This window comes from Nonomuraea ceibae, from assembly GCF_019396325.1.
In the GTDB taxonomy this organism is placed as follows: Bacteria; Actinomycetota; Actinomycetes; order Streptosporangiales; family Streptosporangiaceae; genus Nonomuraea; species Nonomuraea ceibae.
Genome location: NZ_JAHKRO010000166.1, coordinates 1 through 16395 on the forward strand (window position 1 = coordinate 1; position 16395 = coordinate 16395).

Here is a 16395-nt window from a genome sequence, read left to right on the forward strand (position 1 = left end):
ATGGCCGCCGCCCCGGTCGCGGCGACGGGCGCGGCGGTCATCGGGAGCTCCGCGGCGACGTCCAGGCGGCGGCGTCCGCGAAGTGCACGTCGTAGCGCTCCTGCTCCGGCAGCAGAGTGTCGAAGGACGCCGAGCCGTGCTGGATCCTGGCGAGCTGACGGAAGTACCCGAACCGCTCGACGCCCGGCGTCAGGACGGACAGCAGCTCGGCGCCCGTCCCCGGGGCCGCGCCGAACGCGTGGACCAGCCCCGGCGGCACGACGACCAGCCCGCCTGCCGCGACGGTCACCGCCTCCTCGCCGAGCAGGAACTCCAGCGCCCCGTCCAGGACGTAGAACAACTCGGTGGAGAGCGCGTGGTGATGCGGCCTGGCGCCGTCGCGGCCCGGCCCCAGCGTGAGCCGGTTGGCGCCGAGCGCGCCCCCGGTGGCGCTCGCGTCGGTGAGCAACGTGAACGCCCCGCCCCCGGGGAGGCCGACGACCTCCGCCGCCCCGGCGTGCACGACATGAGCCTGCGATGTGGTCATATCCGTTTCCCTTCAGGTTCGGGGTTCATTCGATCCCGGGAACAAGCCGTGAACCAGAAGCGGTTATGACCTGCAGTCATCACCGATCGAGATGAATCGAGGGGCGCCGGTGGAGCTGCGGCAGCTCGCGTACTTCGCAGCGGTCGCCGAGGAGGGCGGGTTCGGCCGCGCGGCCGAGCGGCTGAGCATCGTGCAGTCGGCGGTGAGCCAGCAGATCCGCCGCCTCGAACGCGAGCTGGGCGTGCCGCTGTTCGACCGGTCGACCCGGCACGTGCGGCTGACCGGCGCGGGCGAGCGGCTGCTGCCCGAGGCGCGGGCCGTGCTGGCCGCCGCGGACCGCACCCGGCAGGTGGCCGCCGACATCCGCGCGGGCGCCGACGGCGTCCTGCGCCTGGGGATCGTGCAGGGGCCCGGCGACCGGATCTTCCGGACGCTGAACGAGCTGGCCGCCCGCGCGCCGCGTCTCCAGGTCCGCCCGCGCCGCCTGCCGCTGCCCGCCCGGCTGGCGGCCGTGCGGTCGGGCGAGCTCGACGCGGCCCTGGTCCGCGCGCTCGGCGACGCGCCGGGCTTGGAGCTGCTCCCGATCTGGACGGACCCGCTCTACGTGGCGCTGCCCGCCGGGCACCGGATGGCGGGCGCGGCGGAGCTCCGGCTGGAGGACCTCGCGGACCTCCCGCTCCGGCTCGCCCCCCGCGAGGACAACCCGCCCTTCCACGACCTGGTCACCGACGCCTGCCGCGAGGCGGGGGTCGCGCCGCCTCCCGGGCCGCCGTTCACGACGTTCCAGGAGACGCTCGCCGGCATCGGCGCGGGCGCCCCGTCGTGGACGGTCTTCTACGAGGTCACCACCCTGCCGGAGATCCCCCGGGTGGTCATCCGCCCGCTCGCCGGGCTCACGCTGACCACCTCGCTGGCCGTCGCCCCCGGCCCGCCGGCCCCCGCCGTCCGCCACCTGCTGGACGCGCTGGCCGCCGTCACCTGACGGCCCCGGGTCAGGCGCCCTTGGCGCCGTCGATCAGCTCGCGCAGGATGTCCAGGTGGCCGTTGTGGCGGGCGGTCTCCTCCGTCATGTGGCCGATGATCCAGCGCAGCGTGAGGTGGTCGCCCCGGCTGTCGGTACGCGCCGACGTGGCGTCCAGGCCGACGTCCGCGACGAGCTCGTCGACGAGCGCGCACTGCGCCTCGTACTCGGCCAGCACCCGCTCCAGCGGCAGCTCCAGCGCGGCGGTGAACTCGGCGTCGGGGTCCGCCTCGGTCCACGGGCCCCGGTCCTCGCGGCCCAGGAACATCACCTCGAACCACCAGTGCTCGTTCCAGCGCAGGTGGTTGACCACGCCGGCGACGGTCATGAGAGGCGAGGCCGGCAGGGGCGCCTTCCTGGCGTCGGCGTCGGAGAGCCCTTCGCACTTGTGGCGGGCGGTGTCGCGCGCGTAGCGGTGAAACGCGGTCAGCGTGGCTCGCTCGTCCCACGTCGCGGGAGTGTCGGTCCTCTGCATCGCCCAAGCATGCCCGATCATCGCCGGGGTAGCAGTGGCTCATGAGAATCGTTCCCGGGGTGCTGGCGCTGGCGCTGGTCACCGGCTGCGCCATCGACACCGCCGGGCCGGCCCGCGCGGCCGAGCGGTTCCGCGCCGCGCTCGCCGCCCAGCAGGCGGAGGCGGCCTGCGCGATGCTGGCCAGGAAAACGGCCGAGAACCTGCCCGATCGCGGCCAGAGCTGCCCGGAGGCGCTGCGCGAGCTGAACCTGGGCGATCCCGGCGGGGTGACCGAGGTGACCGTCTGGGGTGACACCGCGCTGGTCAGGCTCGCGGGCGACACGCTCTTCCTCCAGCGCTACACCGACGGGTGGCGGGTCAAGGCGGCCGGCTGCGAGCCGGTGCCCGATCTCCCCTACGACTGTGAGGTGGAGAACTGATGCGGGTGATGTTCACGCTGACCCTGATCATCATCGTGTCGGGGCTGATCTTCTTCTTCGGGATGGGGCTTTCGCACCTATGAGACGCATCAGGGACAACGCACTGTCGATCGCGTTCATGACGCTGTTCCTGCTGTGCCTGGCCGGGCAGGGGCTCGCGGGCATGCTCGGCCACAACGAGCAGCAGCTCGTCGAGGGCGGCCAGCCGGTGGGCTACCTGGACTACGTCACGTCCTCGGCCTTCGCGGTCAACGTGGCGGAGAACTGGCAGTCGGAGTATCTGCAGTTCCTGCTGTTCATCCTGTTCACCATCTGGATGGTGCAGCGCGGATCGCCCGAGTCGAAGGAGCCCGGCAAGGAGGGCGCCGAGTCGGACGAGGAGCAGCAGATCGGCCCCTACGCGGACCCCGACTCGCCGGCCTGGGCGCGGGCCAGGGGGTTGCGGCTGTGGCTGTTCAGCAACTCGCTGGGGCTCACGATGGGGACGATCTTCGTGCTGTCGTGGCTGGCCCAGTCGGTGGCGGGGCTGGCCTCGTACAACGCCGAACGGCTCAGCGCCCTGCGCGATCCCGTCACCTGGGGCGGCTACGTGACCTCGCCCGACTTCTGGGACCGCAGCCTGCAGAACTGGCAGTCGGAGCTGCTGGCCGTGCTGTCGATGGTGGTGCTCTCCATCTACCTGCGCCAGCGCGGCTCGCCCGAGTCCAAGCCGGTCGGCGCGGCGCACACGGCGACGGGCGTGGAGGGCTGAGGCGGCCAAGGCTCGCCGGTGATGACGGCGACGATCCGGGTGCCCGCCGGGAAGTGGCCGCGCCGTACGAGGTCGAGCACGCCGTAGAGCATCTTGGCGACGTACACGCTCTCGACCCGGTGCTCGGCGGCGAACCGGTCGAGCTCGGGGGTGGTGCGGGCGTAGCCGCCGAAGTGGTAGTCGAGGTTGACCGACCAGTTGGGCCGGACGCGCCCGTACGCCTCGCGTTGCAGCCTGGCCACCTCGCCCGCCAGGAACCCGGCCCCCTTGAGCACCGCGAACCCGAGCGCCCGGCGGCCCTCCGGCAGCCCGGCCGCGATGCCCGCCAGCGTGCCGCCGGTGCCCACCGGGCAGCAGATCACGTCGTACGGGCCGGTGATCTCCGCGGGGAGCTCGGCGCAGCCGCGGACGGCGGCGGCGTTGCTGCCTCCCTCGGGCAGGATCGTCACCTCGCCCCACCGCTCCCGCAGCATCGCCTCGATCTCGGGCGTGTGCTTGCGCCGGTAGGCGGCGCGGTCGAGGTAGTCGAGCCGCATCCCGCAGGAGACGGCGTAGGCGAGCGACGGGTTGAGCGGCAGGTGCTCCTCGCCGCGGATCACGCCGATCGTCTCGAACCCGTGGCGCCGCCCGGCCGCCGCGACCGCCCGGATGTGGCCGGAGTAGGCGCCGCCGAAGGTGAGCACGCGGGCGTGGCCGAGGTTGTGGCGGAGCTTGCGCGCCTTGTTGTCGTCGCGCTTGAGGAAGACGCGCACGGGACCGGGTGCCGGAAGCTCCTGCATGCCTCTCCTTCGCCCCGTGGTGCCCGTGGCGCTAGTCTACGGTCGGGCCAATGTTGAGGAGTGTTGGATTATGCGGGTTGTTGAAGCTTTCCGTGCCGCGTACGGCTCGGACCCCGAGACGGTCTGGCACGCGCCCGGCCGCGTCAACCTGATCGGCGAGCACACCGACTACAACGACGGCTTCGTGCTGCCGTTCGCGGTGCCGTGGGGCGTCACCGCAGCCGTCACGCCGCGCGCGGACCGCACGATCCGCCTGCTCTCGCTGCAGTCCGGCTCCCCCGAGCCCGTCACGATCGCCGCCCATGAGGAGTCGCGCGGCTGGACCCGCTACGTCGTCGGCGTCCTGGCCATGCTGGGCGACCGGGTGCCCGGCGCCGACATCGCGGTCGACGGCGACGTGCCGCAGGGCGCCGGGCTGAGCTCCAGCGCCGCCCTGGAGGTGTCGGTCGCCTCCGCGCTCGACGACCTGCACGGCCTCGGCCTGACTCCCATGGAGATCGCGCTGCTCTCCCAGCGCGCCGAGAACGACTTCGTCGGCATGCCCTGCGGCATCATGGACCAGGCCGCCTCCGCGCTGTGCAAGGAGGGCCAGGCGCTGTTCCTCGACTGCCGCTCGCTCGGCTCCCGGGGCATCCCGCTCGACCTGGCGGCCGAGGGGCTGAGCACGCTGATCATCGACACCGGCGTGCACCACGAGCACGCGGGCGGCGAGTACGCCAAGCGGCGCGCCGAGTGCGAGTCGGCGGCCCGCAAGCTGGGCGTCGAGGCGCTGCGCGACGTGGACGACCTGGCCGGGGCGCTGGAGCTGCTGCAGGGCGACGAGCGCAAGCGCGTCATGCACGTGGTGACCGAGAACCACCGGGTGGAGGCGCTGGTCGGGATGCTGCGCGCGGGCAAGCCCGCCGAGATCGGCGCGCTGCTCAACGCCTCACACCTGTCGCTGCGCGACCAGTACGAGGTGTCCTCGCCGGAGCTGGACGTGGCCGTGGAGGCCGCGATCCGGGGCGGCGCCCGGGGCGCCCGCATGACCGGCGGCGGCTTCGGCGGCTCGGCGATCGCGCTGGTCGCCGAGGACCGCCTCGACAGCGTCAAGGCGTCGGTCTCGGCCGCCTACGCTGAGCGCTCCTGGGCCGCGCCCCGCTTCCTGCCGGCCACCCCGGCCCGGGGCGCCCACCGCGTCTCCTGACCGAGCGGCCCCCTGGCTCACAGCGGGGGGAAGTTCGGCGGGCGGCGCTCCAGGAAGCTCGCCACGCCCTCGGCGAAGTCGGGCCGCCCGAACGAGGCGGCCATCTCCCGGGCGGCCGCCCGCGCCGCCTCCTCCAGCGACGCCGTCCAGTCGCCCCACACCTGCCGCTTGATCACCGCCATCGAGGCGGGCGACACGTTCGCGGCCAGGTCGGCCGCGTACCGCTGGGCGTGCTCCAGCAGCTCGCCGCCCGGCAGCGCGCGGTTGGCCAGGCCCAGCTCGTACGCCTCCCGCCCGGTGAAGGTGCGGCCGGACAGGAGCACGTCCATCGCCCGCTGCTGGCCCATGACGCGGGGCAGCACCCACGACAGCCCGTACTCGGCGATGAGGCCGCGCCGCGAGAAGGCGGTGGTCCACTTGGCGTCCTCGGCGGTGAAGACCAGGTCGCAGACCAGGGCGTGCACCATGCCGAGCCCGGCGCAGGCGCCGTTGACGGCCGCGACGACCGGCTTGGCGACGGTCGTGGGGAAGGTGACGGGCCGGGGGTCGGGCTCCTCGTCGTAGCTGCCGGTCTGGATGGACGCCAGCGTCTGGAAGTCGGCGCCCGAGCAGAACCCCCGGCCCGCCCCGGTCACCACGATCGCCCGCACGTCCGGGTCCTTCTCCGCCTGCTCCAGCAGGTCGAAGTAGCGGCGGCCCAGGTCGCCGGTCCAGGCGTTGAGCCGGTCGGGACGGTTGAAGGTGAGGGTGAGCACGCCCCGGTCGAGGGCGGAGAGCACGAGTTCGGCCATGCTTAACAGAAGCATGTTCTAGGCCGGGGGTGCAAGGCGGCTCAGTGCCGGGGCACGAAGTTCGGCGTGAGCGTCGGGTTGTCGTAGTAGCGGTGGAAGACCGGGGTGACGCCGCCGGAGATGGGCGGCACGATCCACGACCAGTCGGCGGGGCAGGTGCGCCCGGCCTTCTCCTCGCGCGCCAGGTGGGTCAGGAAGCGGCTCGACTCCGTGTGGTGGTCGGTCATCGTCACCCCCGCCGCCGCGAACGAGTGCAGCACCGCCACGTTCAGCTCCACCAGCGCGTGGTCGCGCCAGAGCGAGCGCTCGGTGGAGGTGTCCAGGCCGAGCCGGGCGGCGACCGCCGGGAGCTGGTCGTAGCGGTCGGCGTCGGCCAGGTTGCGCGCCCCGATCTCCGCGCCCATGTACCAGCCGTTGAACGGCGCGCACGGGTAGCAGACGCCGCCGATCTCCAGGCACAGATTGGAGATCGCCGGGACCGCGTGCCAGCGCAGCCCCAGCTCGGCGAACCAGGCGAACTCCGGATGCGTGATCGGCACCTCCAGCACCGCGTCCCCCGGCAGGTTCGCCAGCAGCGGCCTGCCGCCTGTGCCGGGGTCGACGACCAGCGGCAGCACGTCGAACCTGCCTCCGCCGCCGCCCCGCCACCCCAGCTCACGGGCCAGCGCCGTGAACGCCACGTAGCGCGGATCCCCGGCGACCGAGCCGTCCGGCCGCCGGTATCCCGCGTAGCGGACAAGCTGCTCGTTCAGCACCCTCGGCGCGGGACGGCCGGGCGCGTCGGGCGGGAACACCGTGATCGTCGGCCTGATCCGGCCGTCGCCGGTGGCCTCGCGCAGGTGCGCCACGCACTCCACGGCCACCCCCTCGGCCCCGGTGACGTGCCGCCGGTCACGCACCCTCAGCGACTTCCAGTAGAGGCGGCCGATGCAACGATTGCTGTTGCGCCAGGCCACCCGGGCGCCGAACCGCAGCTCCTCACCGGTGTGGGTGTAGGTGCCCCGGCGGGCGATCTCCCGGGCGACGTCACGTAACCGGGCGTTCAGGCCGCCGCCCGGGTTCTCGGCATGGAAGAGCCTGATGAACCGCTCGGCTTCCCGGGCGTCGGTACGGGGCTCTGTGGGGCGCAGGGACTTGATCCAGGTACGCACGCAGTAACCAGCACATTTCCGTTCACGGAGCGCCCCGCCGATTCCGGGTCGGCGGCGTCTCCTGCCGGCGGCGTCCTCTCCACGCCACCGTCCCGGGCTTGTCCGCGGCAGCCGCCCCGAGGCGGACCCCGGCGCGACGGTCCCATCCTTACCCGCCGATCCCTCCCGTGTCCGGCAAAACACGAAACCGCGTAACCTGCCGACTACACCGGGCAACCTGTGCCTCAACGTCCGGGAACGACTCAGGCCCCCTTCCGGTGTCGGAAGGGGGCCTGAGGTGGGCAAGCTCCCGCGATAGGACTCGAACCTATAACCTGCCGGTTAACAGCCGGCTGCTCTGCCGTTGAGCTACGCGGGATCGCGCTTGTGCGCCTGCCGGTGGGGCTTGGCCCCTCCGTCGTGCGCAGGAATAGATTAGCGCACTCCGGGAGTGCGTGTCGCATCGTCATCGGGGTAGGGCGGTGGGAGCGGAGGTGCGAAACATGCGATATCGAATGTCATTCGTCGCCGGTCTGGCGCTGGGCTACGTGCTGGGCAGCCGGGCGGGGCGCGAGCGTTACGAGCAGATCAAGCGCACGGCCCAGCGTGTGGCCGACAGCCCCCGGGTGCAGGAGGCCGCGGGGGTGTTCAACGCGCAGATGTCGAAGGTCGGCGGGATGGCCAAGGAGAAGATCAGCAACCGCCAGATGCCGTTCATGCACAAGCATGACCATGACGGCGATCGGGGCACCGGCTGGCCGGACGAGACGGTCGACCAGACGAAGACCGGAGCCGGACAGACCGGCATGCCCTACTAGCCGCCGCGTGGGCGTGTGGCGGCCGGATCGTCCGGGGTCACACGCCCATGCTGCGCCGCAGTCCTTCGAGGGCCTGCTCCGCCTGGGCGCGCAGCCCGGGGTCGTCGGGGTCCAGGCCGTCGTCGAACACGAGCGTCCAGCCCGTCACCTCCCCGCCCGGCCTGCGTCTGGCCACCAGCCGGACGCCGCCGCGGCCGGGCAGGTCGACGTGCTTGTTGACCACGATGGTGGCGTTGACGCGCTCGCGCACGGTCTCGGGCAGCAGCCCGGGCTCGGTGGTGCTCACCCGGTGGCGCTCGCCGCCGGTGGTGATCAGGTTGAGGCCGTTCTCGTCCCATGAGGCCCGGTCGACGTCCTCGTACGGGATCCGTCCCCCGCCGGGCAGGTGGAGCGCCAGCGTGGTGGCCACCAGGTAGCCGTCGCCGGACGGCGCGAACGTGAGCACCCGCTCCCCCGGCTCGGTCTCCAGGGACCGGCGGGCGTCGGCGGGCAGGCGGCGGAAGACTTTCATCCTTCCAAGGTATCGGCCAGGGCGTCGGCCAGCAGGTCGAGGGTGAGCGCCGCGCTCCAGGAGAAGTCGCGGCAGCCGCGCCCGCTGCCGTCGAACGGGTCGAAGCACTCACGGAAGCCCGCCTGGCGGACCAGGCGCAGGGTGCCGTTGGTGAGCTGGCGGCCGAGCGCGTCGAGCGCGTGCACGCCGGCGGCGTGGCGCAGCAGCCAGTTGGTGTTCACCCAGGACGGCCCCCGCCAGTAGCGGGTGCGGTCGAACTGGGCGGCGCGGATCTCGCAGCTCGGCACCGGGTAGCCGGTGGCGCCCATGAAGCGGACCGATTCGAGGATCTCGACGCAGGTGCGGAGCTGTTCGCCGGGCAGGCCGGGGTCGAGCAGCGGCCCGAACGCGCCGACGGTGCAGACCCGGATCAGCCTGTCGGCCCGCAGGTCGCGGGCGTAGAAGCAGCCGTCCCACAGGCGGTCGAGGAGCGCGTGCCTGATGCGGTCGGCGCGTTCGGCGTGCGGGGCGGGGTCGGCGCCGGCCACCCGCGCGAGCTCGGTCATGGCGTGGCAGGAGGCGAGCCAGATGCCGTTGAACATCGGGTCCTCGATGGCGAACGGGTGCTCGTCGCGCAGGTATTCGGGCCGGTAGCCGCTGTCGCGGTAGCGCAGCGCCAGCCACACGTAGCGGTCGTGGTCGCTGTCGGGGTGCCGCTCGTCCAGGTCGAGGTTGCGGTAGCCGTAGCGGATCTCGGGGAGCGCGGCCAGCGGCTCGTCCCAGGCCGGGCTGTCGTCCATGCCCGACTCCCACGGGTGGACGATCGCGGCCAGGCCGGCGCCGCCCAGGTCGCGCGCCTCGGCGAGGTAGGCGTGCTGGGCGGCGAGCGCCGGGAAGGCCAGCCGGACGAGCGCGGCGTCGCCGGTGTGCCGGTAGAGCCACTGCAGGGCGAGCCCGTGCAGCGGCGGCGCGGTGAGCCCGGAGGTGAGCACGCGGGGCGCGGCCTCGTGGTCGTGGGAGCGCCACACCGCCGGGCCGGGGAAGTACGCCTCGGGCGTGTGGAAGACGATGTGCGGCAGCATGCCCGTCGACCACTGGCCCTGTAACAGGCTGAGGAGCTCGGCGCGGGCCCGTCCGGGGTGGTGGCGGGCCAGGCCGATCACCACGAACGCGGAGTCCCAGCTCCATTGGTGCGGGTAGAGGCCGGGCGCGGGCACGGTGGCGCTGCCCGTCCAGTTCGCCTCGAGCACGGACAGTGCCTCGCGCCCGAGGGCGGCGTCGTCGACCGCCGGCCGCGCCTCCATCAACCCACTATGCGCCGGAAGGCCCGCCGAAGCTACGCCCGGCTGAACCACTTCGAGGCGAGCATCACGGCAACGGCCACACCGCCGATGATGAGAACCCACTTGAGCACCCCGAACGCGAAGCCGAGCAGGGGGCCGACGAGGAAGAGTGCGGCGATGACCGCCAGAATGACCAGAAGAATTCGTCCCATGTCCATGACGGTACGAGATCATTTAAGCGAATTGCAGGCGTCAGGGGGTTCAATCAGGGACAAGTCAGGGACCACCCTTACTTCTGGAACCAATACTTCTGGAACCAACCGGTCAGACCCCCCGTTGTGCCGGTAGACGGCGGGGACCTGCTGCCACGGGAGCGTGATGAGCCTGGGACCACCGATGAGCAGGGAAGGCGCCGAGCACGCGCTGCGAACCCGGGCCGCCGAACGCGACCGCATCTCGGGTGACCTGCTCGACCTGGAGTCGCACACCACCTACCAGCTCCTCAAGGGAGCCTCCTTACGCGGCGCCACGCAGGCGCGCTGGTCGGCGGCGCTGGACGCGCTGGGCACGCTGTGGTCGCTGAACGACGCCTACCGGGCCGTGCTGCGGACCGCCGAGCAGGTCCGGGGCGAGCGCTCCCGGCTGGGCGGCGACCAGCTCGAACGGCTGACGGAGCTGCTGTCGGGGCCGTCGGTGGTGCTGAAGGCTCCGGCCAGGCCCGTCGAGCAGCGCTCGCTGTTACCCCAGGCGGACGAGCGGCTGACGCTGGACGAGACCGTGCTGCGGATGGACGCCGCCTTCCGGACCGCCACGGACGCGCTGACCGAGATCGACGCGGCGTGGACCGCGCTGCTGCCCCGCCTGGACGAGGCCGACCGCACGCTGCGCGACGTGCGCGAGCTGCACGGCCGCCTGGGCGAACCCGCCGACCTGACCTCCGCCGAGTCCGGCCTGGCCCGGCTGCGCGCCGCCGTGCTGGCGGACCCGCTGGACGCCGGGCCGGTCAAGCGGGAGCTGGACCCCCTCCTCCGCCGCCTGGCCGAGACCCGCGCCGGCCTGGAGCGGGCGGTGGCCGTCAAGGACGAGTACGCGACGCGCCGGGAGAACCTCGTGGCCGCCCTGGACGACGTACGCGCCGCCGAGAGCGAGGCCCGGCTGGCGCACGGCCGGGTGGTGGTGAAGATCGCGCTGCCCCCGCAGGCGCAGCCGCGCACCCGGGTGCCGGAGCTGGTGGCCGAGCTGGACGCGCTGGACGTGGCGGCGGGCGCCTGGGTGGAGCGGGCCGAGCGGCTGACCGGGCTGGAGGAGCGCGTCCGGCAGGCCGCCGCGCAGGCCAGGGCCACGGCGGCGGCGCTGGCCGGGCTGATCGGCCGGCGGGACGAGCTGCGCGGGCTGCTCGGCGCCAGCCAGGCGAAGGCGGCGCGCCAGGGCACGGTGGAGGACCCCGAGGCCCTGCGGCTGTACGAACGGGCGCGGCTGCTGCTGTGGACGGCGCCCTGTGACCTGACCGAGGCGGCCCAGGCCGTCGAGCTGTACAAGCGTGCGATCCACGGAGGTGGCCGATGACGTCCTGCGCTCAGCCCGGGTGCACGGGCACGATCGACGACGGGTACTGCGACCTGTGCGGTCACCCGGCGGCGGTCGCCACGGCGGCGGGGCCTGTCGTGTTCCCGGCGTCGCCCGCCACGGGCTCCGCCGCGCCGGCCGCCCTGTCCCAGCCCCTGACCGGCCCGCCGGGAGCCGTCAGCAGCCCCATGAGCGGGCCGGTGAGCGGCCCGATGAGCGGCGCCGTGACCTCTCCGGCGAGCAGCGGAAGGTCGCGGGCGGGCGTGGTGGCCGGGATCGCCGACCTGCCCTCGGCGCCCTACCGTGACCCGGCCAGCGCCGTCATGGCCGACCCGATGGTGCCCGAGAAGAACCGCTTCTGCGCCAACCCCGACTGCGGCCAGCCCGTCGGCCGCTCGCGCGACGGCAGGCCGGGCGTGGCCGACGGCTTCTGCCCCAACTGCGGCACCCGGTTCTCCTTCACCCCCAAGCTGGCCAAGGGCGACCTGGTGGCGGGGCAGTACCGGGTGCTGGGCTGCCTGGCGCACGGCGGGCTCGGCTGGATCTACCTGGCCGCCGACGAGAACCTGGACGGCCTGTGGGTGGTGCTCAAGGGCCTGCTCAACACCGCCGACGCCGAGGCGCTGGAGTCGGCCGAGGCCGAGAAGAAGTTCCTCACGATGGTCGACCACCCGAACATCGTCAACGTCTTCAACTTCCAGCGCTCCGGCGGCCTCGGCTACATCATCATGGAGTACGTCGGCGGCCAGTCCCTGCTGGACCTGCGCCGGCAGGGGCCGCTGCCGCTGCGCGAGACGCTGATCTACGGCCGGGAGATCCTGCGCGCGTTCGCCTACCTGCACGAGCAGGGCCTGGTCTACTGCGACCTCAAGCCGGCCAACGTGATCCGGGTCGGCAAGCGGCTCAAGCTCATCGACCTCGGCGCCGTACAGCGGCTGGGGTCGCCGGCGGGCACCTCGTGGGTGACGGTCGGCTACCACGCGCCCGAGCTGGGGACGCAGCCGTCGTCGGTCTCCTCCGACCTCTACACGGTGGCCCGGACGCTGGCGGTGCTGGCCGTGCCCGGGTTCAGCCCGGCCAAGAACGGCGTGGCGATGCCGCTGCCCGACGACTGCGGGCACGAGTCGTTCACCAGGCTGCTGCGCCGGGCCACGGCGCCGGACCCGGCGGACCGGTTCCAGAGCGCCGAGGAGATGGAGGAGCAGCTCGTCGGCGTGCTGCGGGAGATCAGCGCCGCCGAGGAGGGCGTGCCGTACCCGGCTTCGTCCACGCTGTTCGGGCCGGAACGGCAGGCGGTGGGGGCGGGCCCGGCGGAGTCCGGCCGGCAGGTGTTCGACCCGCTGGACCCGGAGGAGGTCGCGGCGGCGCTGCCGGTGCCGCTGCTGGACCCGGCCGACCCGGCGGCGGGCGCGCTCGCGGGCCTGGCCGGGCGGCTGCCGGACGAGCTGCTGGCCCAGGTGTCGGCGATGGCGCCGACGCCCGAGACGCGGCTCACGCTTGCCAGGCTGCACGCCGAGAGCGGCTCGCCGCAGGCGTTCGCCGTGCTGGACGAGCTGGCCGGCGACCTGCCCGGCGACTGGCGCGTCACCTGGTACCGGGCGGTGGCGGGGCTCAGCACCGGCGACCTGCCGAGGGCGGTGGCGATGTTCGACGCGTGCGTGTCGCTGATGCCCGGCGAGATCGCGCCCCGGCTGGGGCTGGCCTACGCGCTGGAGCTGTCCGGCCGCCCGGAGGCGACCCGCTGGTACGAGAGCGTGTGGCGGACCGACCACTCCTATGTCGGCGCCGCGTTCGGGCTGGCCAGGACGGCGCGGGTGGACGTGCTCGACGAGGTGCCCGCCACTTCCAGCCACCACGTGCCGGCCCAGCTCGCGCTGGTCGCCGCCGCCGCCAGGACCGCCTCGTCCGGCCCGGACGAGGCGCGTGCCCTGGCCGGCGCCGCCGCCCGCCTGGACCGGCTGCCCGGCCTGGATCCACGCCGCCGCGACCTCTTGGCGGCCGAGGTGCTGCGCGCCGCCCTGACGTGGCTGGGCACCGGCACGCCCGACCCCGCCCTGCGGCTGGCGGGCGCGCCCCTCACCGAACGGGACGTCCGGCGGCGGCTGGAGGCGATCTACCGCGGCCTGGCCGGCGGGGCCGCCTCCCGCCAGGAGCGGCACGCCCTCGTGGACCTGGCCAACGCCGTGCGCCCCCGGACGTGGGTATGAGCTGCCCGCTCTGCGAGGCGCCCGTGGTCGCCGGCGACGCGTTCTGCGAGACCTGCGGCCACCCGCTGACCTCCCCCGCCTGTACGTCCTGCGGCGCGGCGGCCGTGGACGCCGAGGGCTACTGCGAGCGCTGCGGCCTGCGCCAGCCCAGCGGGCGCGACCACGCCGAGCTCGAACTGCCCGGCGGCGCCGCCGGGATCACCGACCGCGGCCTGCGCCGCTCCCGCAACGAGGACGCCTTCGCCCTGGCCGTCATGAGCGGGCCGGTCCCCGTACCGGACTCGGCGCGGACCGTCCCGGTGCCGGCGGAGCCGCACGACGGCGGCCCTCCCGCGGTGGTCGCGGTCGTCTGCGACGGCGTCGGCAGCTCGCCGCGGGCCGACGAGGCGTCGGCCGCCGCCTGCGAGGCCGCCGCCGACGCCCTGACCAGGGGGCTGACCCACGAGGAGGCGTTCGCGCTGGCCGGCCGGGCGGTCGGCAAGCTCGCCACCTCCCCCGACGACGCCCCCGCCTGCACGTACGTGGCGGCGGTCGCCAGGCCCGACCGGGTGAGCATCTGCTGGGCGGGCGACTCGCGCGCCTACTGGCTGCCCGACGGCGTCATGCTGACCGAGGACGACGTCGCCCGCGGCGGCGAGATCACCGCCTGGCTCGGCGCCGACTACCCCGACGTGACGCCCAGGACCCGCGTCTTCACCCCGCCCGGCCCCGGCCTGCTGCTCGTGTGCAGCGACGGCCTGTGGCGCTACCTGAACGGCTACGACTTCCCCGCCGCCGGGACCCCGCTGGCCAGGGCCCGCCGGATGCTGCGCCACGCGCTCGACTCCGGCGGCCAGGACAACGTGACCATCTGCCTGATCCCCCTAGGAGGCTCGCATGGGTGACCAGCCCACTTTCACGCTCCATGTCGACCAGAACAAGTACCTGCCGACCGACGGCCGCGAGGTGCACGCGGTGCTCACCGTGACGTCGTCGGGCGGCGCCCCGGCGGACGTGTCGGCCACCGAGGCCGCCGAAGTGATCATCGTGGACACGTCGGGCTCGATGAGCGGCAGCAAGATCCGTGACGCCAGGCAGGCCGCCGCCACCGCCGTGGAGACGTTGCGCGAGGGCGCGTACTTCGCGGTGATCTCGGGCACCGGCACCGCCAAGGTCGTGTACCCGGGCGGCGGCCGGCTCGTCCAGGCCAATCAGGCCACCCGGGCGGAGGCGATCCGGGCGATCGGCAAGCTGAGCGCCAGCGGCGGCACCGCGATCGGCGAATGGCTCAAGCTGGCCGGGAACCTGCTGTCGGCCCACCCGAACGCGGTGCGGCACGCCATCCTGATGACCGACGGCCAGAACAACGAGCGCGACTCGGTGTTCGAGTCGGTGCTGCAGGCGTGGAGCGGCAGGTTCACCTGCGACTGCCTGGGCATCGGCACCGACTGGAAGACCGGCGAGCTGCGCAAGGTCGCCGAGGCGCTGCTCGGCACCGTGGAGTTCGTCAGGAACCAGCACGAGCTGGAGGACTTCTTCCGCCGCATCATCCAGACCTCGATGAGCAAGACGGTGCCCGACCTGGCGTTGCGCCTGTGGGCGCCGCAGGGGGCGCGGCTCGTCTTCGTCAAGCAGGTCGTCCCCGAGCTGTTCGACCTGACGGCCAAGCGGGTCGAGGTCAACCCGCTGACCGGCGACTACCCGATCGGGGCGTGGGGCGCCGAGGAGCGCGAGTACCACGTCTGCATCGAGGTGCCGCCGGGACAGCCGGGCCAGGAGATCCGGGCCGGTTGGGTGAAGCTGGTGCGCCCCGACACCCAGGAGGAGTACGCCCGGGGCAACGTGCTCGCCCAGTGGACCGACGACCTGGCGCTGTCGACGCGGATCAACAACCGGGTCGCCCACTACACCGGCCAGGCGGAGCTCAACGACCTCATCCAGGACGGGCTCAGCGCCCGCGCCGCGGGCGACGTCGACGGGGCCACGGCCCGGCTGGGCCGGGCGATGAAGCTCGCCACCGAGTCCGGCCGCGAGGACACCGCCCGCCTGCTCAACAGGCTGGTCGAGGTCGACCCCGGCAGCGGTACGGCCAGGCTGCGCCGGAACGTGGACAAGGCGGACGAGATCGAGCTCGACACCGTGTCGGTCCGCACCAGCAGGCTGCGCAAGAGCGAGGAGGGCAGCTGATGGTGACCTGCCCGCAGGGCCACCAGTCGGACAGCGACGACTACTGCGACACCTGCGGCCTGCAGATCCAGGCCGCGGGCACCACCCCCGCCGCCGGCCGGCGCCCGTCCGAGCCTGCCTCCCCGTCCGCTCCCCCGTCCGCTTCTCCGGCCGCTTCTTCCGGTGCCGCCGGCGGGGCCGTGCCCGCCGAGCCCTGCCCGGTCTGCCAGACGCCGCGCGCCGGGCAGTTCTGCGAGCTGTGCGGCCACTCCTTCGCCGGCGGCGCCGCGCCCGCGCGCGGGCCGGTGACCGGCGGCGGGACCCGCTGGGAGGCCGTCACGGCGGCCGACCGGGCCTACTACGAGCAGGTGATCGCCCAGGGCGGCCCGGACGCCGGCTCCATCGCGTTCCCGCCGTACTGCCCGGAACGGTCCTTCCGGATGGCCGGCGAGCAGGTGCGCATCGGCCGCGAGAGCAAGGCCCGCGGCATCCGGCCGGAGATCGACCTGACCGGCCCGCCGTCCGACCCGGGCGTGTCGCACCTGCACGCGGTGCTGCTCGCCCAGCCGGACGGCTCCTGGACGCTCGTCGATCCCGGCTCCGCCAACGGCACCTACGTCAACGGCAAGCCCGTCACCGTGAACGTGCCCGTACCCGTGGGCCTGGGCGACCGCATCCACCTCGGCGCGTGGACGGTCATCACGATCAGGGAGGGCACGCCTTGACGATGACGCCCACCGCGCCCCCCGCCCCGCCCGCGCCGCCGCCGGTCGCGCCCGCCGCGCCCGCCCGGCAGGCCGCGCCCGCG

18 protein-coding genes and 1 tRNA gene are annotated in these 16395 nt (G+C 73.7%); 10 read left to right on the forward strand and 9 right to left on the reverse strand.

The window, feature by feature from the left end; genetic code table 11:
- Positions 1–37 precede the first annotated feature (37 nt).
- Positions 38–526 carry a cupin domain-containing protein gene (locus KME80_RS46355; RefSeq protein ID WP_219518279.1) on the reverse strand — a complete coding sequence of 163 codons (489 nt, stop codon included), beginning with the start codon at positions 524–526 and terminating at the stop codon, positions 38–40.
- Positions 527–617: 91 nt separating this feature from the next.
- On the opposite strand from KME80_RS46355, the gene KME80_RS46360 reads away from it, so the two are divergent.
- Positions 618–1508 carry a LysR family transcriptional regulator gene (locus KME80_RS46360; RefSeq protein ID WP_219518281.1) on the forward strand — a complete coding sequence of 297 codons (891 nt, stop codon included), beginning with the start codon at positions 618–620 and terminating at the stop codon, positions 1506–1508.
- A 10-nt stretch (positions 1509–1518) separates the two neighbouring features.
- On the opposite strand, the gene KME80_RS46365 is transcribed toward KME80_RS46360, so the two are convergent.
- The gene (locus KME80_RS46365) at positions 1519–2022 is read right to left on the reverse strand and encodes a DinB family protein (RefSeq protein WP_219518283.1); all 504 of its coding nucleotides are present in this window, start codon (positions 2020–2022) and stop codon (positions 1519–1521) included.
- A gap of 41 nt (positions 2023–2063) precedes the next feature.
- Between KME80_RS46365 and KME80_RS46370 the strand changes: the two genes are divergently transcribed.
- Together KME80_RS46370 and KME80_RS46375 are read left to right on the forward strand one after the other, a co-directional pair.
- Entirely contained in the window at positions 2064–2441 is a 378-nt protein-coding gene (locus KME80_RS46370; RefSeq protein WP_219518285.1) for a hypothetical protein, read from the forward strand.
- Between the two features lie 79 nt (positions 2442–2520).
- The gene (locus KME80_RS46375) at positions 2521–3192 is read left to right on the forward strand and encodes a DUF6766 family protein (protein WP_219518287.1); all 672 of its coding nucleotides are present in this window, start codon (positions 2521–2523) and stop codon (positions 3190–3192) included.
- Here KME80_RS46375 and KME80_RS46380 read toward each other — a convergent pair.
- Positions 3117–3971 carry a 1-aminocyclopropane-1-carboxylate deaminase/D-cysteine desulfhydrase gene (locus KME80_RS46380; protein WP_219518289.1) on the reverse strand — a complete coding sequence of 285 codons (855 nt, stop codon included), beginning with the start codon at positions 3969–3971 and terminating at the stop codon, positions 3117–3119. The genes KME80_RS46375 and KME80_RS46380 overlap by 76 nt on opposite strands.
- A gap of 70 nt (positions 3972–4041) precedes the next feature.
- Between KME80_RS46380 and galK the strand changes: the two genes are divergently transcribed.
- Positions 4042–5157 carry a galactokinase gene (gene galK, locus KME80_RS46385; protein WP_219518291.1) on the forward strand — a complete coding sequence of 372 codons (1116 nt, stop codon included), beginning with the start codon at positions 4042–4044 and terminating at the stop codon, positions 5155–5157.
- 17 nt (positions 5158–5174) lie between these two features.
- On the opposite strand, the gene KME80_RS46390 is transcribed toward galK, so the two are convergent.
- From KME80_RS46390 to KME80_RS46400, 3 genes are all read right to left on the reverse strand, one after another.
- Positions 5175–5948 (reverse strand): enoyl-CoA hydratase-related protein, encoded by a 774-nt coding sequence (locus tag KME80_RS46390; protein ID WP_219518292.1) that lies wholly within the window; start codon positions 5946–5948, stop codon positions 5175–5177.
- A 41-nt stretch (positions 5949–5989) separates the two neighbouring features.
- Positions 5990–7099, reverse strand: a complete 1110-nt coding sequence (locus tag KME80_RS46395) for a nitric oxide synthase oxygenase (protein ID WP_308126222.1) — start codon at positions 7097–7099, stop codon at positions 5990–5992.
- Positions 7100–7385: 286 nt separating this feature from the next.
- Positions 7386–7457: transfer RNA gene (locus tag KME80_RS46400), tRNA-Asn, on the reverse strand.
- A 124-nt stretch (positions 7458–7581) separates the two neighbouring features.
- Here KME80_RS46400 and KME80_RS46405 point away from each other — a divergent pair.
- Positions 7582–7896 (forward strand): YtxH domain-containing protein, encoded by a 315-nt coding sequence (locus KME80_RS46405; RefSeq protein WP_219518294.1) that lies wholly within the window; start codon positions 7582–7584, stop codon positions 7894–7896.
- Between the two features lie 37 nt (positions 7897–7933).
- On the opposite strand, the gene KME80_RS46410 is transcribed toward KME80_RS46405, so the two are convergent.
- Genes KME80_RS46410 through KME80_RS46420 form a run of 3 tightly spaced genes read right to left on the reverse strand, consistent with a single transcriptional unit; the run spans position 7934 to position 9881 of the window.
- Positions 7934–8407: a hypothetical protein gene (locus KME80_RS46410; protein ID WP_219518295.1), complete on the reverse strand. Its 474-nt coding sequence runs from the start codon at positions 8405–8407 to the stop codon at positions 7934–7936.
- Complete coding sequence (locus tag KME80_RS46415) at positions 8404–9690, reverse strand: amylo-alpha-1,6-glucosidase (protein WP_219518297.1); 1287 nt, start codon at positions 9688–9690, stop codon at positions 8404–8406. Before KME80_RS46415 ends, KME80_RS46410 begins: the two co-directional genes overlap by 4 nt.
- A gap of 32 nt (positions 9691–9722) precedes the next feature.
- Positions 9723–9881 carry a hypothetical protein gene (locus KME80_RS46420; protein ID WP_219518299.1) on the reverse strand — a complete coding sequence of 53 codons (159 nt, stop codon included), beginning with the start codon at positions 9879–9881 and terminating at the stop codon, positions 9723–9725.
- 184 nt (positions 9882–10065) lie between these two features.
- Between KME80_RS46420 and KME80_RS46425 the strand changes: the two genes are divergently transcribed.
- The 5 genes from KME80_RS46425 to KME80_RS46445 are packed head-to-tail and all read left to right on the forward strand — an operon-like array spanning position 10066 to position 16312.
- Positions 10066–11235, forward strand: coding sequence for an FUSC family protein (locus KME80_RS46425; RefSeq protein WP_219518300.1), 1170 nt, complete (start codon positions 10066–10068; stop codon positions 11233–11235).
- Positions 11232–13442 (forward strand): serine/threonine-protein kinase, encoded by a 2211-nt coding sequence (locus KME80_RS46430; RefSeq protein ID WP_219518301.1) that lies wholly within the window; start codon positions 11232–11234, stop codon positions 13440–13442. Before KME80_RS46425 ends, KME80_RS46430 begins: the two co-directional genes overlap by 4 nt.
- The gene (locus tag KME80_RS46435) at positions 13439–14326 is read left to right on the forward strand and encodes a PP2C family protein-serine/threonine phosphatase (protein ID WP_219518302.1); all 888 of its coding nucleotides are present in this window, start codon (positions 13439–13441) and stop codon (positions 14324–14326) included. Before KME80_RS46430 ends, KME80_RS46435 begins: the two co-directional genes overlap by 4 nt.
- Complete coding sequence (locus KME80_RS46440) at positions 14319–15608, forward strand: vWA domain-containing protein (protein ID WP_219518303.1); 1290 nt, start codon at positions 14319–14321, stop codon at positions 15606–15608. Before KME80_RS46435 ends, KME80_RS46440 begins: the two co-directional genes overlap by 8 nt.
- A complete protein-coding gene (locus KME80_RS46445; protein ID WP_219518304.1) occupies positions 15608–16312 on the forward strand; it encodes an FHA domain-containing protein in 705 nt (234 codons plus the stop codon). Before KME80_RS46440 ends, KME80_RS46445 begins: the two co-directional genes overlap by 1 nt.
- The last annotated feature ends 83 nt before the right edge of the window (positions 16313–16395 follow it).

What these genes read in the sequence shown, in the direction of transcription:
- KME80_RS46420 (WP_219518299.1), bottom strand. Translation starts at nt 9,881, where the DNA reads ATGGGACGAATTCTTCTGGTCATTCTGGCGGTCATCGCCGCACTCTTC.
- KME80_RS46365 (WP_219518283.1), bottom strand. Translation starts at nt 2,022, where the DNA reads ATGCAGAGGACCGACACTCCCGCGACGTGGGACGAGCGAGCCACGCTG.
- KME80_RS46445 (WP_219518304.1), top strand. Translation starts at nt 15,608, where the DNA reads ATGGTGACCTGCCCGCAGGGCCACCAGTCGGACAGCGACGACTACTGC.
- KME80_RS46370 (WP_219518285.1), top strand. Translation starts at nt 2,064, where the DNA reads ATGAGAATCGTTCCCGGGGTGCTGGCGCTGGCGCTGGTCACCGGCTGC.
- KME80_RS46410 (WP_219518295.1), bottom strand. Translation starts at nt 8,407, where the DNA reads ATGAAAGTCTTCCGCCGCCTGCCCGCCGACGCCCGCCGGTCCCTGGAG.
- KME80_RS46380 (WP_219518289.1), bottom strand. Translation starts at nt 3,971, where the DNA reads ATGCAGGAGCTTCCGGCACCCGGTCCCGTGCGCGTCTTCCTCAAGCGC.
- KME80_RS46415 (WP_219518297.1), bottom strand. Translation starts at nt 9,690, where the DNA reads ATGGAGGCGCGGCCGGCGGTCGACGACGCCGCCCTCGGGCGCGAGGCA.
- KME80_RS46390 (WP_219518292.1), bottom strand. Translation starts at nt 5,948, where the DNA reads ATGGCCGAACTCGTGCTCTCCGCCCTCGACCGGGGCGTGCTCACCCTC.
- KME80_RS46360 (WP_219518281.1), top strand. Translation starts at nt 618, where the DNA reads ATGAATCGAGGGGCGCCGGTGGAGCTGCGGCAGCTCGCGTACTTCGCA.
- KME80_RS46375 (WP_219518287.1), top strand. Translation starts at nt 2,521, where the DNA reads ATGAGACGCATCAGGGACAACGCACTGTCGATCGCGTTCATGACGCTG.
- KME80_RS46435 (WP_219518302.1), top strand. Translation starts at nt 13,439, where the DNA reads ATGAGCTGCCCGCTCTGCGAGGCGCCCGTGGTCGCCGGCGACGCGTTC.
- KME80_RS46355 (WP_219518279.1), bottom strand. Translation starts at nt 526, where the DNA reads ATGACCACATCGCAGGCTCATGTCGTGCACGCCGGGGCGGCGGAGGTC.
- KME80_RS46405 (WP_219518294.1), top strand. Translation starts at nt 7,582, where the DNA reads ATGCGATATCGAATGTCATTCGTCGCCGGTCTGGCGCTGGGCTACGTG.
- galK (WP_219518291.1), top strand. Translation starts at nt 4,042, where the DNA reads ATGCGGGTTGTTGAAGCTTTCCGTGCCGCGTACGGCTCGGACCCCGAG.
- KME80_RS46430 (WP_219518301.1), top strand. Translation starts at nt 11,232, where the DNA reads ATGACGTCCTGCGCTCAGCCCGGGTGCACGGGCACGATCGACGACGGG.
- KME80_RS46425 (WP_219518300.1), top strand. Translation starts at nt 10,066, where the DNA reads ATGAGCAGGGAAGGCGCCGAGCACGCGCTGCGAACCCGGGCCGCCGAA.
- KME80_RS46440 (WP_219518303.1), top strand. Translation starts at nt 14,319, where the DNA reads ATGGGTGACCAGCCCACTTTCACGCTCCATGTCGACCAGAACAAGTAC.